The 17,985-nt window shown below is 40.8% G+C and carries 14 protein-coding genes; 12 read left to right on the plus strand and 2 right to left on the minus strand.

All coding sequences use genetic code 11. The features are described 5' to 3' along the window. Positions 1 to 832: 832 nt before the first annotated feature. From pbp4b to N0M92_RS23285, 5 genes are all read left to right on the plus strand, one after another. Positions 833 to 2,206 carry a penicillin binding protein PBP4B gene (gene pbp4b / locus N0M92_RS23265; protein WP_260288111.1) on the plus strand — a complete coding sequence of 458 codons (1,374 nt, stop codon included), beginning with the start codon at positions 833 to 835 and terminating at the stop codon, positions 2,204 to 2,206. Positions 2,207 to 2,446: 240 nt separating this feature from the next. Next, a complete protein-coding gene (locus tag N0M92_RS23270; RefSeq protein ID WP_260288080.1) occupies positions 2,447 to 2,731 on the plus strand; it encodes an iron chelate uptake ABC transporter family permease subunit in 285 nt (94 codons plus the stop codon). A gap of 153 nt (positions 2,732 to 2,884) precedes the next feature. Then, positions 2,885 to 3,334: a hut operon transcriptional regulator HutP gene (hutP, locus tag N0M92_RS23275; protein ID WP_260288081.1), complete on the plus strand. Its 450-nt coding sequence runs from the start codon at positions 2,885 to 2,887 to the stop codon at positions 3,332 to 3,334. Positions 3,335 to 3,449: 115 nt separating this feature from the next. Then, entirely contained in the window at positions 3,450 to 4,967 is a 1,518-nt protein-coding gene (hutH, locus tag N0M92_RS23280; protein ID WP_260288082.1) for a histidine ammonia-lyase, read from the plus strand. 324 nt (positions 4,968 to 5,291) lie between these two features. Continuing rightward, positions 5,292 to 6,689, plus strand: coding sequence for an amino acid permease (locus N0M92_RS23285; protein ID WP_260288112.1), 1,398 nt, complete (start codon positions 5,292 to 5,294; stop codon positions 6,687 to 6,689). Positions 6,690 to 7,235: 546 nt separating this feature from the next. Here the strand turns inward: N0M92_RS23285 and N0M92_RS23290 are convergent. Further along, a complete protein-coding gene (locus N0M92_RS23290; RefSeq protein WP_260288083.1) occupies positions 7,236 to 8,189 on the minus strand; it encodes an acetyl-CoA carboxylase carboxyltransferase subunit alpha in 954 nt (317 codons plus the stop codon). Further along, entirely contained in the window at positions 8,186 to 9,049 is an 864-nt protein-coding gene (gene accD / locus N0M92_RS23295; RefSeq protein WP_397443916.1) for an acetyl-CoA carboxylase, carboxyltransferase subunit beta, read from the minus strand. The genes N0M92_RS23290 and accD overlap by 4 nt, the downstream gene beginning before the upstream one ends. A 606-nt stretch (positions 9,050 to 9,655) precedes the next feature. Here accD and N0M92_RS23300 point away from each other — a divergent pair. The 7 genes from N0M92_RS23300 to N0M92_RS23330 all read left to right on the plus strand — a co-directional run bounded on the left by N0M92_RS23300 (position 9,656) and on the right by N0M92_RS23330 (position 17,944). Then, complete coding sequence (locus tag N0M92_RS23300; RefSeq protein ID WP_260288084.1) at positions 9,656 to 9,790, plus strand: hypothetical protein; 135 nt, start codon at positions 9,656 to 9,658, stop codon at positions 9,788 to 9,790. Positions 9,791 to 10,906: 1,116 nt separating this feature from the next. Then, complete coding sequence (locus N0M92_RS23305; protein WP_192207592.1) at positions 10,907 to 12,112, plus strand: quaternary amine ABC transporter ATP-binding protein; 1,206 nt, start codon at positions 10,907 to 10,909, stop codon at positions 12,110 to 12,112. A gap of 4 nt (positions 12,113 to 12,116) precedes the next feature. After that, entirely contained in the window at positions 12,117 to 13,844 is a 1,728-nt protein-coding gene (locus N0M92_RS23310) for a glycine betaine ABC transporter substrate-binding protein (RefSeq protein WP_260288085.1), read from the plus strand. 699 nt (positions 13,845 to 14,543) lie between these two features. Further along, positions 14,544 to 14,804 (plus strand): hypothetical protein, encoded by a 261-nt coding sequence (locus N0M92_RS23315; RefSeq protein WP_260288086.1) that lies wholly within the window; start codon positions 14,544 to 14,546, stop codon positions 14,802 to 14,804. A gap of 14 nt (positions 14,805 to 14,818) precedes the next feature. After that, positions 14,819 to 15,160, plus strand: a complete 342-nt coding sequence (locus N0M92_RS23320) for a thioredoxin family protein (protein WP_144553213.1) — start codon at positions 14,819 to 14,821, stop codon at positions 15,158 to 15,160. Positions 15,161 to 15,281: 121 nt separating this feature from the next. Beyond that, positions 15,282 to 16,481 carry an FAD/NAD(P)-binding oxidoreductase gene (locus N0M92_RS23325; protein WP_397443917.1) on the plus strand — a complete coding sequence of 400 codons (1,200 nt, stop codon included), beginning with the start codon at positions 15,282 to 15,284 and terminating at the stop codon, positions 16,479 to 16,481. A gap of 50 nt (positions 16,482 to 16,531) precedes the next feature. After that, positions 16,532 to 17,944, plus strand: a complete 1,413-nt coding sequence (locus N0M92_RS23330; RefSeq protein WP_260288088.1) for an MBL fold metallo-hydrolase — start codon at positions 16,532 to 16,534, stop codon at positions 17,942 to 17,944. The last annotated feature ends 41 nt before the right edge of the window (positions 17,945 to 17,985 follow it).

The raw sequence follows: 17,985 nt of genomic DNA on the forward strand, positions 1-17,985 counted from the left end.
CCATCTCAAAAGAGAAGGGCTTTTTTTGTTCAGTTTGTTCTTTTCTTATAATATTGCATTTGCTTACTTTATTTAATATAAATGGGGTGCATGATACAAACATCGCTCAAATCACTTAATATAGGGGGACGGGGATTCAGAAATGAGTGCTCACCCAACATATGAATATCATTAGAGTTGAAGGCCTCCCACAGTTTATGTGAGAGGCCTTTTCATGCTCACCGTTATTGTATTTTCATGGTCGCGTTTAATCGCTAGTTCTCACTTACAACATGTAATGCTTGAAGCCCATATCCTGAGGGTCATATTCACTGAAGTACATTTTGCAACGGAAAACTAGACTTTGATTTGATCTTACTTTCTATTTTAATAAGCGGCATAGGAGGCAAAATTCTTGCTGTTCGATAGGCACTTTCCACAATGCCAACCAGACGAAACGCTGGAATTTCGCCTACTGTCTTTGTTTCCAGTGTGTTGCTTGCTTTTCCTTTACTGATGAGCGCAAGATTTTAATAATCGATTTTTCCTCTTTGAAATGTAATTTTAAAAATATAAATATCAAATTGAAATGATGCTCGAAATCATATATACTGAAAATTGAGAATTATTGGTAAATACTAGCTAGGTTTGGGAAATATCCGCATTTATCAACTTCAGAATAAGATACCCAATCGCTACCCGGAACGGAAAAGGATACACGAAGATCGCATTATGGGATTGTGATGCCTGGTGAAAAAAGAACGGAATGAATGAGAAAATATCTTTCGATAGGAGTCAAAAGACAAAGTTGTTCCTTAGTGACTAAAGTGCGATTTTAAAGGGGTGGAAAATGATGAATATATGGACAAGCTGCACACTTAGTTCAATTCTGGCTCTTTCCTTACTAGCGCCATCCGTGTCTTTCGCTAATGAAAATCCAAATCAGGAAGCCGCTGTGAGTAAGGAAACCGCCAGCCAGTATCCCATGTTAAAGAAAGCCAAAAAACCTGAAGAAGCGGGCTTTTCGTCTGAAAAGCTGGAAAAGGTGGATCAGCTTATTGAAATGGAAGTGGCTGCGGGTTTTCCTGGTGCTGCCCTGATTGTCATAAAGGACGGAAAAATCGTTAAAAATGAAAGTTATGGATACAAACAGAAATATAATGAACATACACCTCTTAAGAAGTTTAAGAAAATGGAAAATGAAACGTTATTTGACCTGGCTTCAAATACGAAGATGTATGCAACCAATTTTGCCATTCAGAAATTGGTCAGCGAAGGAAAGCTCAATATCCAGGCAAGAGTCCAGCAATACATTCCTGAATTCAAAGACACAAAGGAGGATGTGATCAAAGGAAAGGACAATCTGAGGATTATTGATGTTCTCCATCATACAGCAGGCTTTAGACCTGATCCCCAATATCATAATCCAAAGGTTTCGAAAGAACTGTACTCCCAGGAACGGGATAAAACCATCCAGTTCATTTCCAAAACACCGCTCACATATGTACCCGGAACACAGAATGTATACAGTGATGTCGATTATATGCTGCTTGGAGCCATTGTTGAAGGAATAACAGGTAAGCGGCTTGACACCTATGTTGAAAATGAATTGTATAAGCCGCTTGGTTTGAAAAATACAAAGTTCAATCCTCTTCAAAAGGGCTTTAAGCCAATGGATTTTGCTGCAACTGAATTGCTTGGTAACACCCGGGACGGCGTGATAGATTTCCCTAACATCCGCACATATACACTTCAAGGGGAAGTACATGATGAAAAAGCCTTTTATTCGATGGGGGGCGTTTCAGGGCATGCTGGTCTTTTCTCCAATACGCAAGATATGGCCGTCCTCCTGCAGGTGATGCTGAATGGCGGGGGATACGGTAAACATAAGTTGTTTGATCAAGAAACCATCGATGAATTCGTCGCACCTTCCGCAATGAATCCTACATATGGACTTGGGTGGAGGCGAAATGGCGATGCTAGCATGGAGTGGATGTTCAGCCCTTATGCGAGCGACAGTGCCTACGGTCATACTGGATGGACTGGGACGGTCACGATCATTGATCCGGAGAAGGATTTAGGGATTGTGCTACTAACCAATAAAAAGCACTCTCCGCTCATTGACCCTATAGCCAATTCCAATCAGTTTTTTGGCGATCTCTTCAAAACAGGAAGCTATGGAAGTGTTGTGACTGCGATTTATGAAGCACTGGAAATGAATGAATGAATATCTCCATAAAGTAAAGGCCTCCGATTAAAGTCGGGAGGCCTTTATTCTTGTTATATGAATGTGTGGATTTCTTTTAGACAAACTTTAATTTTTTACACAGTTTGGGCAAGGGTTAGATTTTTGTATGCTCCGTCTTGATGGAGCAAATTATCATGGACACCTTTTTCGAAGATATCCTCAATTTGTACAACGATTATGCGGTCGGCGTGTTTAATTTCAGGAGCGATCATGCAGGGGATGACTAGAAATCCATTGGCATCACCTTCGATAATGGGTGTAACGGTGCGGTCTTCCTTTTTAATTGCGGTTCTCGTAGCTATACCAGGTGTAAATTACCTAGGTTTAATGATGTTCTCTTTTTTAGGGGCAGGTTTAGGTGCTGCATTGGTTTTCGGGATTACATCGTTTTCGAGGGGTGGCATTATATCTGTAAAGCTCGCGTTGGCGGACTCGGTCACTTCGTCCTTGCTTAGCTCACTTTCTACCGCTTTTTTGCATTCACTGGTTTTCAAGGAATATTGATGAGAGCTCTATAGGTAGAAAGCTGCATTGGGAGTGATGAATCATCCCCTGAAAGATTTATTTTCAAAAAATATATTGACTGAATGGCTTGTATCCGCTTACAATAATATTTAGTTATTAGTGTATTTAGAAAATTGTAAAAGAGGTACTTGCATGACAAAGGAATTCGACAGAAGAATCGGGCGCCATGCAATCATGTACGCGTTTGCGGACGAAGAGGAAGAAGCCATATTGACGAATGATCTAAAGCGGATGGATTGGCTTTATGGAAAAGGTAAAGTCGGTTCAATGGAGCTGCAGAAAATAGTTGCGGCCATTGAGACATCAGCGAAAAGACTTGGATTAGTCAATCCCGATATGTATCGTGAAATGCATGCGCTGTATCATGCGATCATCGAAGCACTCCAAGGAGTGACACGCGGCCAAGTCGAGCTTGGCGGTCTTTTGAGGACTGCAGGCCTTCGGTTTGCAATCGTTCGGGGCAGGCCGTTTGAAAACGGGGACGAAGGTGAATGGATTGCTGTCGCCGTGTATGGAACGATTGGAGCACCGGTTCGGGGATTTGAACATGAAGCCGTTGGCTTGGGAATTAACCACATTTAAATAATTAAAAGCCTATAGTTATTTTAGTGAAATAGGGGGCTGTATTGAAAGACTGGATAAGTCTGTCAATATGGCCTCCTTTTGTGTGTTTAAAAAAAGAATAGGGGTGCAGGAAATGATAATGTTAACGGGTCAAACTTTAACGATTGAAGAAGCGAAAAAAGTATTGTATGGAGAGGCATTTGTCTCGGCTTCTGCCGAAAGTGTTAAAAAAGTGGAAAAAAGCCGGGAAGCGGTTGAAAATATCGTGAAACAAAAGAAAGTCGTCTATGGCATCACAACAGGTTTTGGAAAGTTCAGCGATGTTTTGATTGAGTCTGAGGACGCAGAGCAGCTACAGTGGAATTTGATTCATTCCCATGCGTGCGGAGTCGGGGAACCGTTTCCAGAGGTGGTTTCGAGAGCTATGGTCCTTCTCCGTGCCAATGCGCTATTAAAAGGGTTTTCAGGTGTCCGTCCTGTCGTCATAGAACGTTTGATCGATCTTTTGAACGCTCATATCCACCCGGTCATCCCTCAGCAAGGTTCTCTTGGAGCAAGTGGGGACTTGGCGCCGCTTTCCCATTTAGCGCTAGTATTGATGGGAGAAGGGGAAGTGTTTTATAAAGGAGAGCGAATGGAGGCCATCGAAGCTTTATCGAAGGAAGGCATTCTTCCAGTGACACTTAAAGCAAAAGAAGGTCTTGCATTAATTAACGGAACACAGGCCATGACGGGGATGGGCCTAGTAAATTACATTGAAGCTGAACAGCTGGCCCATCAAACTGAAGCGATTGCTTCACTGACTTTAGAGGGATTACGCGGCATTGAAGATGCCTTTGATCCGGATGTTCATCTAGCACGCGGTTACCGCCAGCAAACAGAGGTCGCGGAACGGATCCTTCGCATGATCAGCGGCAGCCAGCTCATCACCAAGCAAGGAGAACTGCGGGTACAGGATGCTTATTCGCTCCGCTGCATCCCGCAAGTGCATGGTGCATCATGGCAAACTCTTGATTATGTAAAAGAGAAATTGGAGATCGAAATGAATGCGGCGACGGATAATCCGCTTATTTTTGACGATGGAGAAAAGGTTATTTCAGGGGGGAACTTTCATGGCCAGCCGATTGCATTTGCGATGGACTTCATGAAAATCGCTGTTGCCGAGCTTGCGAACATTTCAGAGCGCCGCATTGAGCGACTCGTCAATCCTCAGCTGAATGATTTACCGCCATTCTTAAGTCCGTCGCCTGGCTTGCAGTCGGGAGCGATGATCATGCAATATTGTGCAGCTTCACTCGTCTCTGAGAATAAAACACTCGCACATCCTGCAAGCGTGGATTCCATTCCATCTTCAGCGAACCAGGAAGATCATGTAAGCATGGGAACGATTGGGTCCCGACACGCACATCAAATCATTCAAAACGTTCGCCGCGTTTTGGCGATTGAACTCATTTGTGCCCTGCAAGCGGTTGAATACCGTGGAATAGAAAAGATGGCTCCGTTTACAAAAGAGTTTTATACGGAAGCAAGAAAGCTCATTCCAAGCATTACACAAGATCGTATCTTTTCAAAAGATATCGAAGCAACGGCAAGCTGGTTACATCAAATCGATTGGAATTCATTTATTAATAGGAGTTTGCCTACAACTTAATATGAAGTGCGGAATATCCAAATAAACGTTAGGCTTATAGCCCTTTGACTTGGGTTTTAGGCCTAACATCGTTATGTAAATGCAACATAGATCCCAGAAATCCAAAAAGGTCCCGGCATTAGAGAAAATGACTTTGAAATAGTAATAAATGCAGGAAATGACCATTGATGGAATGATCGGCTTTACCTATTCGTGCTCGATTAAATATGCATTTTTGGAGGGGAATCTAATTTGGAAAATCGGCAATTGCAACCACCTGTCATAAATGAACAAAACCAGCCGTCAAATACTTTACAAAGGAAGCTGAAAGCGCGCCACCTTACGATGATTTCGCTGGGCGGTGCAATTGGAACAGGACTGTTTCTCGGAAGCGGGCCGGCCATTCACTCTGCCGGGCCTGGTGGTGCTCTGGTCGCCTACGCCGTAATAGGTATAATGGTGTATTTTATTATGACAAGCCTCGGGGAACTGGCATCATTTATGCCAGTCAGCGGAGCCTTCAGTACCTATGCTATACGTTTCATTGATCCGGCATTAGGGTTTGCGCTTGGTTGGAACTATTGGTTCACTTGGGCGATGACTCTTGCCGCAGAACTATCTGCGGCAACGATGGTAATGAAGTTTTGGTTTCCTGACAGCTCGTCTTTTTTATGGAGTTCTTTGTTTCTAGTTTTGATATTCTTATTGAATTACGTATCTGTTAAAGGATATGGCGAAGGGGAATATTGGTTTTCCCTCATTAAAGTCGCAACCATCATCATCTTTATCGTTGTCGGAATATTGATGATATTCGGAATTATGAATGGAGAAGCGATTGGTTTTAAAAACTTCACAGTTGGTGACGCTCCGTTTGCCGGTGGTTTTTTGGCAACATTGGGTATCTTCATTGCTGCTGGATTTTCTTTTCAAGGTACAGAAATAGTCGGTGTTGCAGCCGGTGAAAGTGAAGACCCGGCAAAAAATGTACCTCGTGCAGTTCGCAGCATTTTTTGGAGAATCTTCCTCTTTTACATCCTGGCCATAGTTGTTATTGGATTGATCGTTCCCTATACGAATGGCAATCTGCAAGGACATACAATCATGGTTAGCCCGTTTACGATGGTGTTTGAAAAAGTGGGACTGGCATTTGCTGCTTCCGTGATGAATGCCATCATTTTGACAGCCGTATTATCCGCTGGTAATTCAAGTCTTTACGTGACAAGCCGAATGTTGTACTCAATGGCAAAAGAAGGCCTGGCACCGCGGATTTTCGGGAAGCTTAACAAGCGTGGCGTTCCCATTTGGGGACTGATTGTCACTTCACTTGTAGGGATGTTGGCCTTTTTTGCTTCCATTTTCGGTGATGGAGTTATTTATATTTGGCTTATGAATGCGGTTGGAGTCACTGGATTTATATTTTGGCTGGGTATAGCGGCAAGCCATTATCGGTTTAGAAAGGCTTACATTGCCCAAGGGTATTCGCTGGACGATCTTCCCTATAAATCAAAATGGTTTCCTTTCGGACCGATATTTGCCTTTACTCTTTGCTTTTTCGTTTTATTGGCGCAAAACTATCAAGCCTTTCTTGGCGATGGCATAAACTGGGCAAGTGTGATTGCTGCCTATCTTGGCATCCCATTCTTTTTGATAATGTGGCTTGGTTATAAGTTCATTAAGAAAACAAAAGTAATTCCGCTGGAGGAATGCCAAATCGATTTTGATGAACATAGGAATGCAAAATAGACATAAGACTTCTTAATAATTTATTTGGATTAATTATTGAAAAATACAGCTTTCTTTGTTAAGAAAGTTAGCAGCCTTGAAATGACAAGGTTCCTTACGGCCAAAGAAACAAAATAAACAATAATTTGAAATTGATGCCAGCTGATTGAGCCGAATCAATACGCATAATATCAATTTCATTTAAGGGATATGCCTTTTTTATCTCCTCCTAGATAATCTACCTAGGAGGGGATTTTTTATTGGTGAAAAGGGACAAACATTTAAAACGTGAAGTAGTTCGATTAAAGTCGGAGGAGGTTCATTGAATTTATGCTTTGTTAAAAAGGCAAGCCGTAGTTAACGGTTTTGGAAACAGAGATATACCCTGTTAAAAGGGTTTGGAGGGTTATTTGGCATGGCCATGAATAATGTAACAAAAGGATATAAAATAATTCAGGTGTAATTGGGAAGGAAAGAATGGACACTATAATTTGCATTACAAAATATTGAGTTTAACGTCTATATCAAATGGTCTATGAACATGTTCGGAAATAATTGTTCATCTACTTATTTAAATGTCCTTTCTTCTATATACTCACCGATTTTTCGGAACTTATCAAAACGTTGTTGGCGTAGAATGCCTTTATCTAATTGACCAAGTTCTTGTAATGCTTTTCGTAAGGTTTCTTTGATAAAGTGTGATTGAAGTGGGATGTCAATATGTGCTCCTCCTACAGGTTCTTTGATGATCTCATCAATCACCCCTAGTTCCATCAAATCCTTAGCCGTAATTTTCAATGCTTCAGCTGCTCGTTTTGCTTGTGTGGCATCCTTCCATAATAGCGCTGCTGCTCCTTCAGGTGAAATAACCGAATAAAATGTGTTTTCTAGCATGTAGATTCGATTGCCGATACCAAGAGCCAATGCACCACCACTCCCACCTTCACCAACTACAAAACAGATGATAGGCACTCCAAAACTTGCCATTTCACGAAGATTGAGGGCGATAGCTTGGGATTGTCCGCGTTCTTCGGCTTCACGACCCGGGAAGGCTCCTGCCGTGTTGATAAATGTGACGATGGGGCGGTTGAACTTATTGGCTTGTTGCATAATTCTTAGGGATTTTCTGTAGCCTTCAGGTTGCGACATGCCAAAACGACGATAGATATTGTCTTTAGTATTTTTACCTTTTTGATTTCCTAAGACAGTTATGGGCATTCCTTCGAAGGTAGCTATTCCTGAAACCAATGCAGGATCTTCCCCATAAAGTCTGTCACCATGAAGTTCAATAAAGTCTTCAAAAATATGGTGGATATAATCTAAAGTAGTAGGGCGTTGTTGAATTCTGGTTAGTTGAATTTTATCCCAAACTTCCATATTCTCGTTAAAATGAATTTTGATTTCATTGACTTTTTGCTCAAGATTATTTATTACTTCGTTAAAGTCAAGTTTATGCTTTGTAGACACCTCTTTCAATTCAGCAATTTGATTTTCCAGTTGTTTTAATACTTGCAAGTTCATCGTTTAAAACACTCCCTGAAGTCGAGATGATGGATTTTTAAAATGGTTGTTAATGATTGTTTTAATTCACTCCTATTTACAACCATATCCAGTTGCCCATGCTCCAATAAAAATTCAGAGGTTTGGAAATTTTCCGGAAGTTCTTCTCTTATCGTCTGTTCAATTATGCGTCTTCCTGCAAAGCCAATTAAAGCTTGTGGTTCGGCAATATTGATATCACCTAAAGAAGCGAAGCTAGCAGAAACTCCACCCGTTGTAGGATTCGTTAAAACGGATACGAAAAGGATTTTTTCGTAGTTTAGTTGTTCTAAAGCAACACTCGTTTTAGCCATCTGCATGAGGCTAAGAATTCCTTCTTGCATACGAGCTCCGCCGCTTGCCGAAAACAATATAAATGGTTTTCGTGTTTTTATTGATTCCTCAATGGCTCTTGTGATTTTTTCACCGACTGCTGAGCCCATACTTCCCATACGGAAACGAGAATCCATGACACCAATCACAATCGGATAGCCACCTATGGAAGCTTCCCCGGTAATAACCGCATCATTTAACGCAGTCTTATTCATATCAGAAATTAATTTATCTTTATATTCAGGGAAGTTCAGCGGGTCAACGGAAATTAAACTTTTATTGAATTCCGAAAAAGAACCACTATCTGTAAGCATTGAAATGCGGTCATAAGCTGAAACCGGGTGGTGATAATGGCATTTCGGACATACATTCAATTCTATTTTCATAAGAGATTCATCAAAAGTTTCCCCACATGATTTACAAGTAAAAGGGATTGGAGTCATGCTTTTGTCTATTTTAACAAAAGAATTCGATTCTATTTTTTCTCTCTTTAATGGATAAATCTCCATCAATCCTCCTTTGGTAAGACCGCTTTTTACAAGTTACGCTCACCGTTGCGTTTTTTTAGCTTTTCATTAAAAAGTTTTATACAATCAGCAATCATCCAAGAGAATGAAGATTTTATTTGGTGGGTCTCAATATGAAATTATCTATTCTTGTATGAATGCATTTTTACTTGAAAAATCAGAAACGATTTTATCAGGGAAATACATAGGCTTGTATACAAATCGAGTATACAAATATAAAAAAACACTTATTATCTTCTATATGGAGAACAAAGGTTATCGATTGCTTCACCATTGATCCAGTTTCGCTTTATCAAATAGCAAGGCGTCATTTAATAAAGCGAATACTCCCATCAGTTCGTGTAAGCTCATAATATGCAATTACTAATATAATTGAATGGGTCATTCTTCCATGGATAATATTTTATTGACACATAATATTCAAGAGCACAATCTTAAAATGTAAATGAAACTTTAAGAGCTATATATTTGTATAAATTGATAGAGATTTAATTGAAAGTGGAATTATCAGACTAATGGAAATCAAAAGAGAAATGAACCAAATGTTTAAGAAGTTTATGGCTAAGTTAGGGAAAGGTGCAGCAACTGTTGATTTACGCTACGAAAAACGTGCTTATTATGCTGTTCATCCATGCTCCTGAGAATCGTTTCGTAGTGATCCAGGATGTCAGCCAGGGGCTGCAGGTATTTCATGTGCATGGTTTTTCCCTGCTGTTAGATTAGTGATGATATACAAAAAAAGAGCGACTGATTGTGTCAAATTGCAGCTGGTTTCACCAAGCGAGCCAACGATTCTGTCGTACCGTGCGCTTCACACTCTTTTTCGTACTTCGCAAACGTTGTTGTTGTTCTTTTTTTGTTAATTTGTTTTTTTATTGAATATTCTTTGCAAACTGGAAAGCTTGTACAGCCAAAGAAGCTATGAATGGGTTAATTGAAAGAAGGCAATCCACTAACTAAAGTAGCCATATTTTTTCGTACTTCTGGTTTTGTTCGTAAAGAGTATTCAATTGTGAGATAATTTCACAGTTATAAAAAAATGATAAATCGTGTGTCTGGAAATATATTTTCAATGTCGCTTTTTTTGCTTTAACCGTTGATAAATCAATGTTTATAGAAGGATGGTGCCACTTTTATATCAGGCACCATCTTAACATATGTACTCAACAATTCCGCCGCACATCATTTGAATTTATATTCATTGTTTGTTAAGGTAATGAAGTGCTTTAGAGAGAACGGTTTATTCCGTGTGATGGGGATGACCAAAACTCTAAAAAATAAAAACCATTATATTTCAGTTGATATATGCTGTGCCTGTTAGTTTCCTCGGTTGTATTGCACCCTCTTTCCCTACTTGAAATGCTCAAATTAGACACATTGGGAACCCATAATCATATTTCTATGCGTTTTGGTGTTATACTGCACTGCAAGTATCATTCTACCTGGTTAAGGAAATGAAGTACTTTAGAGGGTAGTCGTATGTCCATCATCCGGACAAAACTCTAAGTGGAAATCGTTTATATTACAGTTGGTATAGGTTGTGCCTGCTAGTTTCCTCAGTTGTGATTGCACCTCTTTTTCCCTACTTGAAATGCTCAATTAATCACACATATATAATCCAAGTAAAGAACTGCTTCTTGGGAATAATAAATATAGATTATTTTTTCTATGCACGTTATGCCCTGTGCCACTGAGTAAGTGTCACTTCCGCTTTTAAAAAGATAGGGGTGGAATTTCGTTATTTCAAGGTACTTGTGCATTAATAATCCAATCGCATAAAACGGGGGAATTCAGCAAAACTGAATATCATATGGGCAACTATTAGAATGAGGTGAATTGATGAAGCCGTATGTAGAAGTCAGAAATGTCTCGAAAATTTTTGGCAAATCTCCAAAAGCAGCAACAGACTTATTGAAGCAAGGCAAAACAAAAAAAGAAATCTTGAAAGAAACAGGACAAACGGTCGGAGTGAATAATGTTAATTTCGAGATTTATCCCGGCGAGATTTTTGTCATCATGGGCTTGTCAGGAAGCGGGAAATCGACTTTGATCCGCATGTTCAATCGTTTGATCGATCCGACATTGGGTGAAATCTTAATTGATGATGAAGATATCGTGAAGATGAACGCGGCCCGCTTAAGGGAAGTCAGACAAAAGAAAATAAGCATGGTCTTTCAGAACTTTGCTTTATTTCCGCATAAAACGATATTGGAAAACGCCGAATTCGGGCTTGAAATTCAAAAAGTGGATCCAGCGAAACGTCATGAAAATGCGATGAAGGCTCTTGAGGCCGTTGGATTGAAAGGCTACGAAAATCAACTGCCATCACAGCTTAGTGGCGGTATGCAGCAAAGGGTTGGGTTAGCCCGGGCACTCGCAAGTGATACGGACATATTATTGATGGATGAGGCCTTCAGTGCCCTAGATCCATTGATTCGCAAGGATATGCAGGATGAACTGATTCAAATCCAAGATCAGTATAAAAAAACGATCATATTCATTACACATGATCTTGATGAAGCATTAAGAATAGGGGATAGAATTGCCCTCATGAAAGATGGAAGTGTAATTCAATTGGGAACCCCTGAACAAATCATGATGAATCCAGCCAATGAATTCGTCGAGAAATTTGTGGAAGATGTTGATCTATCAAAAGTATTGACAGCGTCTCATGTGATGATACGCCCAGAGAAGATCGCGGTGGACAGAGGTCCGAGGGTTGCCTTGGAAATCATGCGTAAACAAGGGTATTCCAGCATTTTTGTTGTGGATAGAAAGCAGAAGTTATTGGGGGCCGTGACTGCTGAACAGGCTCGTCAGGCAATGAGCAATAATCAATCGATCTCAGAAGTGATGTCAACTGATATCCCAACTGTAAAAGAGGATGAATTACTTGGAAACCTCATGGATGTGATGGCGACTTCAAGCTTGCCAATCTCAGTCATCGATGATCAAAACAGAATTAAAGGAATCCTTCTTCGCGGTGCCGTTATTGGTGCTTTGGCCGGGAATAAAGATTCCTTGAATGAAATGGAGAGTGAATAATTCAATGAATATGCCGAAAATCCCACTAGGAGCTTGGGTCGATTCTTTAGTGGATTGGATAACTATTGTATTTGCTGGATTATTTACATTTATTACGGATGTAATCGAGGGTCTTTTGAATATCTTGGTCGATGTAATGAGTGCAGGACCTTCGATTGTTTTAATTATCGTCCTGACCCTTTTAGTTACTTATACAAGCAAATGGCCATTAGGAGTATTTGCATTCATCAGCTTGCTATTGATTGATAATCTGGGTTATTGGGAATCAAGCATCCAAACTCTGGCAATCGTTATATTGTCAGGAGCTTTAACGATAGTGATCGGGATACCGATCGGAATATGGTGTGCCCAAAATAAAACCGTGCGCAATATCGTAACCCCGATCTTGGATTTCATGCAAACGATGCCTGCATTCGTTTATTTGATCCCTTCGATATTATTCTTTGGAATAGGGGTAGTGCCTGGGATCATTGCGTCATTCATTTTCGCTATCGCACCGACGATCCGAATGACCAATCTTGGGATTCAGGAAGTGCCTAATGATTTGATCGAGGCATCGGATGCTTTTGGTTCCACCAGCAGCCAAAAGTTATTCAAGGTACAAATACCATTGGCTACTCCAACGATCATGGCAGGAGTTAACCAAAGCATCATGCTCGCACTATCAATGGTTGTTACAGCCTCATTGGTTGGAGCACCCGGACTTGGTGCTGATGTCTACAGGGCTGTCAGCCAAATTAATGTTGGGCAAGGATTTGAAGCAGGATTATCTATCGTAATCATTGCAATCATTTTAGATCGTATCACGCAAAACCTTCGTAAACCAGCTTACGAACATATCGTTAGCAGGAAAATCATTTTTACAATATTGGCTTTACTTGTTGTGGGTACGGCACTATTCGGTGTTTTTACAAAAGAAAAAGCTGTGAACGGGGATGAAAACAGTCTTGCTGCCAAGGCAAATTATGAAATCATCGGAATTGAACCTGGAGCAGGGATAATGAAGTTGACTAAAACGGCAATGGATGATTATAAGCTGGATGATTGGAAAGTGGTTGAAGGGTCATCGGCAGCGATGGTTGCAGAATTGAAAAAAGCAATTGATAAAAAAGAACCAATCGTCGTTACAGGATGGTCACCGCATTGGATGTTCTCGAAATATGACTTGAAATATCTCAAAGATCCGAAGGGAGACTTCGGTAAGGCTGAAAATATTAATTCGATTGCCAGAAAAGGCCTCGAACAAGATGCCCCTGGCGCTTATAAAATCCTTAATCAATTCTTCTGGGATACTAAAGATATGGAAGATGTAATGGTCAAGGTTACTGAAGGTATGACTCCTTCAGAAGCAGCAGAAAAATGGATAAAGGAAAATCAGGACAAAGTATCCGAATGGACTAAGGGTGCTGAATCAGGAAATGGTGAAAAAATCAAACTGGTTTATGTTGCATGGGACACTGAAATCGCCAGTACGAATGTGATTGGCAAGGTACTGGAGCAGAATGGCTATGATGTAACATTGAGTCAGGTCGAAGTAGGGCCAATGTTTGCTGGCGTTGCAAACGGAAGTGCGGACGCAATGGTAGCTGCATGGCTCCCGGGAACACATCTTGAATACTATAATAAGTATAAAGATGAAATAGTTGATCTTGGACCTAACTTAAAAGGAACAAAGCTTGGTCTGGTCGTACCGGATTACGTCGATATTGATTCGATTGAAGACTTGAAATAAGAAAACGCGGGAAATTTGTATGATCCCCTACAGGTAGACTGTTCTTAACAGTTTACCTGTAGGGGATTTTTCTATGGCAAAAAAGAGGCAAAGAATTTATGCGAGAAGTAAGTTGGATGAAGGGTTCGTCATATAGTCAGCTTCGTGAGCGATAAAGAGTGATACCAAAAGGAAGATGTCCATTAAAGCTTTTTGAAGATAAAGGTGATGTATGGGAGCACGTCAGAAGTTAGCCGCAAATTCTGTTCAATAAGACCTATGCAGCTCAATTTTGTCTTGGCTTTGAACTGAAGGACGACAGTATACATCCAGCTTTAAAATCTACAATACCAGTAACGTTAAATCGCCTGAATAAATTGAGGGCGATTTTTTCTTTCATCAGAAGTAACACAATAACATTGTTTATGTATCCTATTTCAGTTAAACGATAACCGATATGTCAATGAACCATTTTATACAAGTTGATTTTATTACAGGTGCAAAAGTAGTTCCCATTCTTAAGAAGGCATCAAGCTTGAGGAGAAAGTCTTTTTAAGGGGAATGGTGGCAAAATTGAGAATTAATAAAGTGCGGGGTGTGTAAAACAAGCGGTTTTACAGGAGAAATTAGTTGGCATGGTTTTTGCTTATATAAATAAGAGTAAATCAAAAAAGGAGGGAGAGCTGAATAGCCAACTATTTGGTAAGAGTCTCGGAGAGAATGACGACTATTAAAGTACTCCTCTCCATTGTTTCAGGAACTATTGTCGGATTCGTACTAGGTTTGCTCGGCGGATATGGATCAATTTACGGACGATATGGAATATATCATCGTGAATCCTGGTACAAGATCATAAATTCGACCATGCAATTACTGATGCAGGAAGTGGTTGTATGGCTACTCTGGATTGCGAAAGATATCTTGATGCAAGAGCGATCAAGTAATGGAGACAATCAGTATAACGTTGAGAACAAAATATAGGGAGGATTGTAATTATGAAAGAGATCAAAACTGAGCAAGAGTTTGATGAGGCGATTTTATCAACAAAACCAGTTGTTGCCAAATTTTATGTTGAATGGTGCCCGGACTGTCAGAATACCAATTTATTCATGCCAATTGTAGAAGAAGCGTATAAAGAAAAAATAGATATGATCGCAGTAAATCGAGACCATTTTCCGGAACTATTAGAGAAGCTAGATGTGTATGGAATCCCAAGCTTCATTGCTTTTCAAGAAGGGAAGGAACTTAATCGCTTTGTAAGTAAAATCGGAAAAAGCCAGGAAGAGGTTGAACAGTTTCTCAATCAAATCGTAGAAAGTGGGAAATTAAAAAGATAATCATTTACTAGTATTTAATTGGAGGGGGAGCTGTCGGCGAAACAAGCTAATCATTAATGCTGAAGCGTTAGGCTGGTGAGCTACTTTATAAAAATGAGATGAGGTGCTTAGAATGGCAAAGATGAAGGATGAAAACCATTACAAAATTTTGATTGTAGGGGGTGGCAGTGCCGGGATTACGGTCGCAGCTCGTCTCTTGCGTGAATCACGTACTCTGAGCGGAAACATTGCTATCATTGATCCTGCGACGAAACATTATTATCAGCCATTATGGACACTTGTGGGAGCTGGCGTAGCTGACAAAACCGTAACACAAAGGGAGGAAGCATCCGTTATTCCGAGCGGAGCAGTGTGGGTACAGGATGCGATAACCACTTTTGAGCCCGATGAAAATGCTGTTGTAACAGCATCCGGAAAGAAGCTGCACTACGAATACCTAGTTGTCGCAGCCGGGATTCAAATTGACTGGCATAAAATTAAAGGTTTAAAAGAGAGTATTGGAAAGAATGGTGTATGTAGCAATTACTCTTATGATTATGTTGATGGCACTTGGGAGGCGATCAGAAACTTCAAGGGGGGAACTTCCATTTTCACCAACCCGAACACGCCGGTAAAATGCGGTGGTGCCCCTCAAAAAATTATGTATATGGCAGAAGATCATTTCAGAAAATCAGGAGTTCGCGAGCAATCTTCAGTTATTTTCGTTTCAGGGAACCCATCCATATTCAATGTAAAAAAATATGAACAGGCACTAAATAAAATAATTGAGCGAAAAGAAATAGAGACATATTTTATGCATCATCTTATTGAAATTGATGGTGAGAAGAAGCGAGCGACATTTGAAAACCTGAACACGGAAGAGCGCGTGAATATGCATTATGACATGATACATGTGGTACCACCGATGAGCGCTCCTGATTTTATCAAGAATAGTTCGCTCGCGGCAAGTAATGGGTGGCTGGATGTGGACAAATATACTCTTCAGCATCAACACTATGACAATGTATTTGGCATAGGGGATTGCACAAACCTGCCTACATCGAAAACGGGGGCTGCGATTCGCAAACAAGCGCCCGTGCTTGTGAAAAATTTGCTTCATCGGATGCGTGCCAAACTTATGGTTCATAAATATGACGGATATACATCATGTCCGCTTGTTACCGGATATGGGCGGCTTATACTGGCTGAGTTCAATTATGATTTACAGCCGCAAGAAACCTTTCCAATCGATCAATCCCGTGAGAGGTTCAGTATGTATTTATTGAAGAAAAACTTGCTTCCCGTTATGTATTGGAACGGAATGCTTAAAGGAAAGATGTAAAAGCCATAACAAAACATAAGTATCCGAGGTACTTGAAAGGAGAAGGATTTATGCTATTAAAGTATTTTTATGATGAGAAACTGGCTCAAGCTTCATACCTTGTGGGATGTCAGGCTACCGGAGAAGCGATCATTGTCGATCCGTCACGTAATATAGAACCTTACATAAAAACGGCAAAAGCACATGGTGTGAGAATCGTGGGCGTAACGGAAACACACATCCATGCCGATTTTTTGTCTGGTTCGCTGGAGCTGGCTTCCAGGCTTGAAACGACATTGTATTTGTCTGATGAAGGAAGGCCGGACTGGAAATATGAGTACGCAATTGGGTATGACCACCGCTTTCTGAGAAACGGAGATGTATTTGCCATTGGAAATATCCATTTTGAGGTGGTACATACGCCAGGACACACACCTGAGCATATATCGCTGCTCGTAACAGATGGGGGTGCATCTACCAAGGATCCGCTCGGCATATTTACCGGGGATTTTGTATTTGTGGGTGATGTGGGGCGTCCCGACTTATTAGAAAAAGCCGTAGGAGTACATGGTTCCTCAGAAAAAATGGCACGCATGATGTATCGGTCATTGCAACAATTTAAAAACTTTCCAGATTATTTGCAAGTATGGCCAGGGCATGGGGCGGGCAGTGCCTGTGGTAAAGCGCTAGGTGCGATCCCGTCGTCAACCATCGGATATGAAAAACGGACAAATTGGGCACTGCAATATAATGATGAAAATCTCTTTGTTGAAGCGCTGTTGGCTGGGCAGCCTGAGGCACCCCCTTATTTTTCAATGATGAAGCGTTTGAATAAAGATGGAGCGCAACAAATCCGAGGGATAGCAGCCCCACTTCCTATGGTGGGGTCAATAGATATTGTGCAGGAGTGGTCGGAGCAGGGAATAGTCTTGGATACGCGCCCGGCCAGTGCATTTGCCTCCAAGCATATACGAGGCTCAATTAATATCCCATATAACAAATCATTTGTAACGTGGGCGGGTTGGCTGTTGGATTATGAATTGCCTATATATCTTCTGGCAAGCAATGATGATGTTGCAGATATTGTGAAAGATCTCCAGTCCATTGGCTTGGATCGCGTCATTGCAACATTGGATCCATATATCATTGAGCAGGCTGGCAAATCTGATTCACGTGTTATGAAATATGAAGAAGTGACAATGGACATGATAGATGACGCCGTTCAAACAGAAAGCATCTACGTGCTAGATGTCCGAAGCATGGCCGAATGGCAGGAAGGCCATTTTCCACAAGCTAATCATGTCATGCTTGGCCATTTACAAGAACAGGCACCTAACCTTCCGCATGATAAACCAATTTTGGTTTATTGCAAATCCGGAGGAAGATCAGCCATCGCTGCAAGCCTTCTGCAAGTTCATGGTTTTAAAGAAGTACAAAGCCTTGTAGGTGGGTATGAGGAATGGCGGAAACGGAAGAAGTTGTGAACTACCAGAAATCTTGATGAAATGTTTTGATTTTATAATCT

It is taken from the genome of Peribacillus aracenensis (genome assembly GCF_025175645.1).
In the GTDB taxonomy this organism is placed as follows: Bacteria; Bacillota; Bacilli; order Bacillales; family DSM-1321; genus Peribacillus; species Peribacillus aracenensis.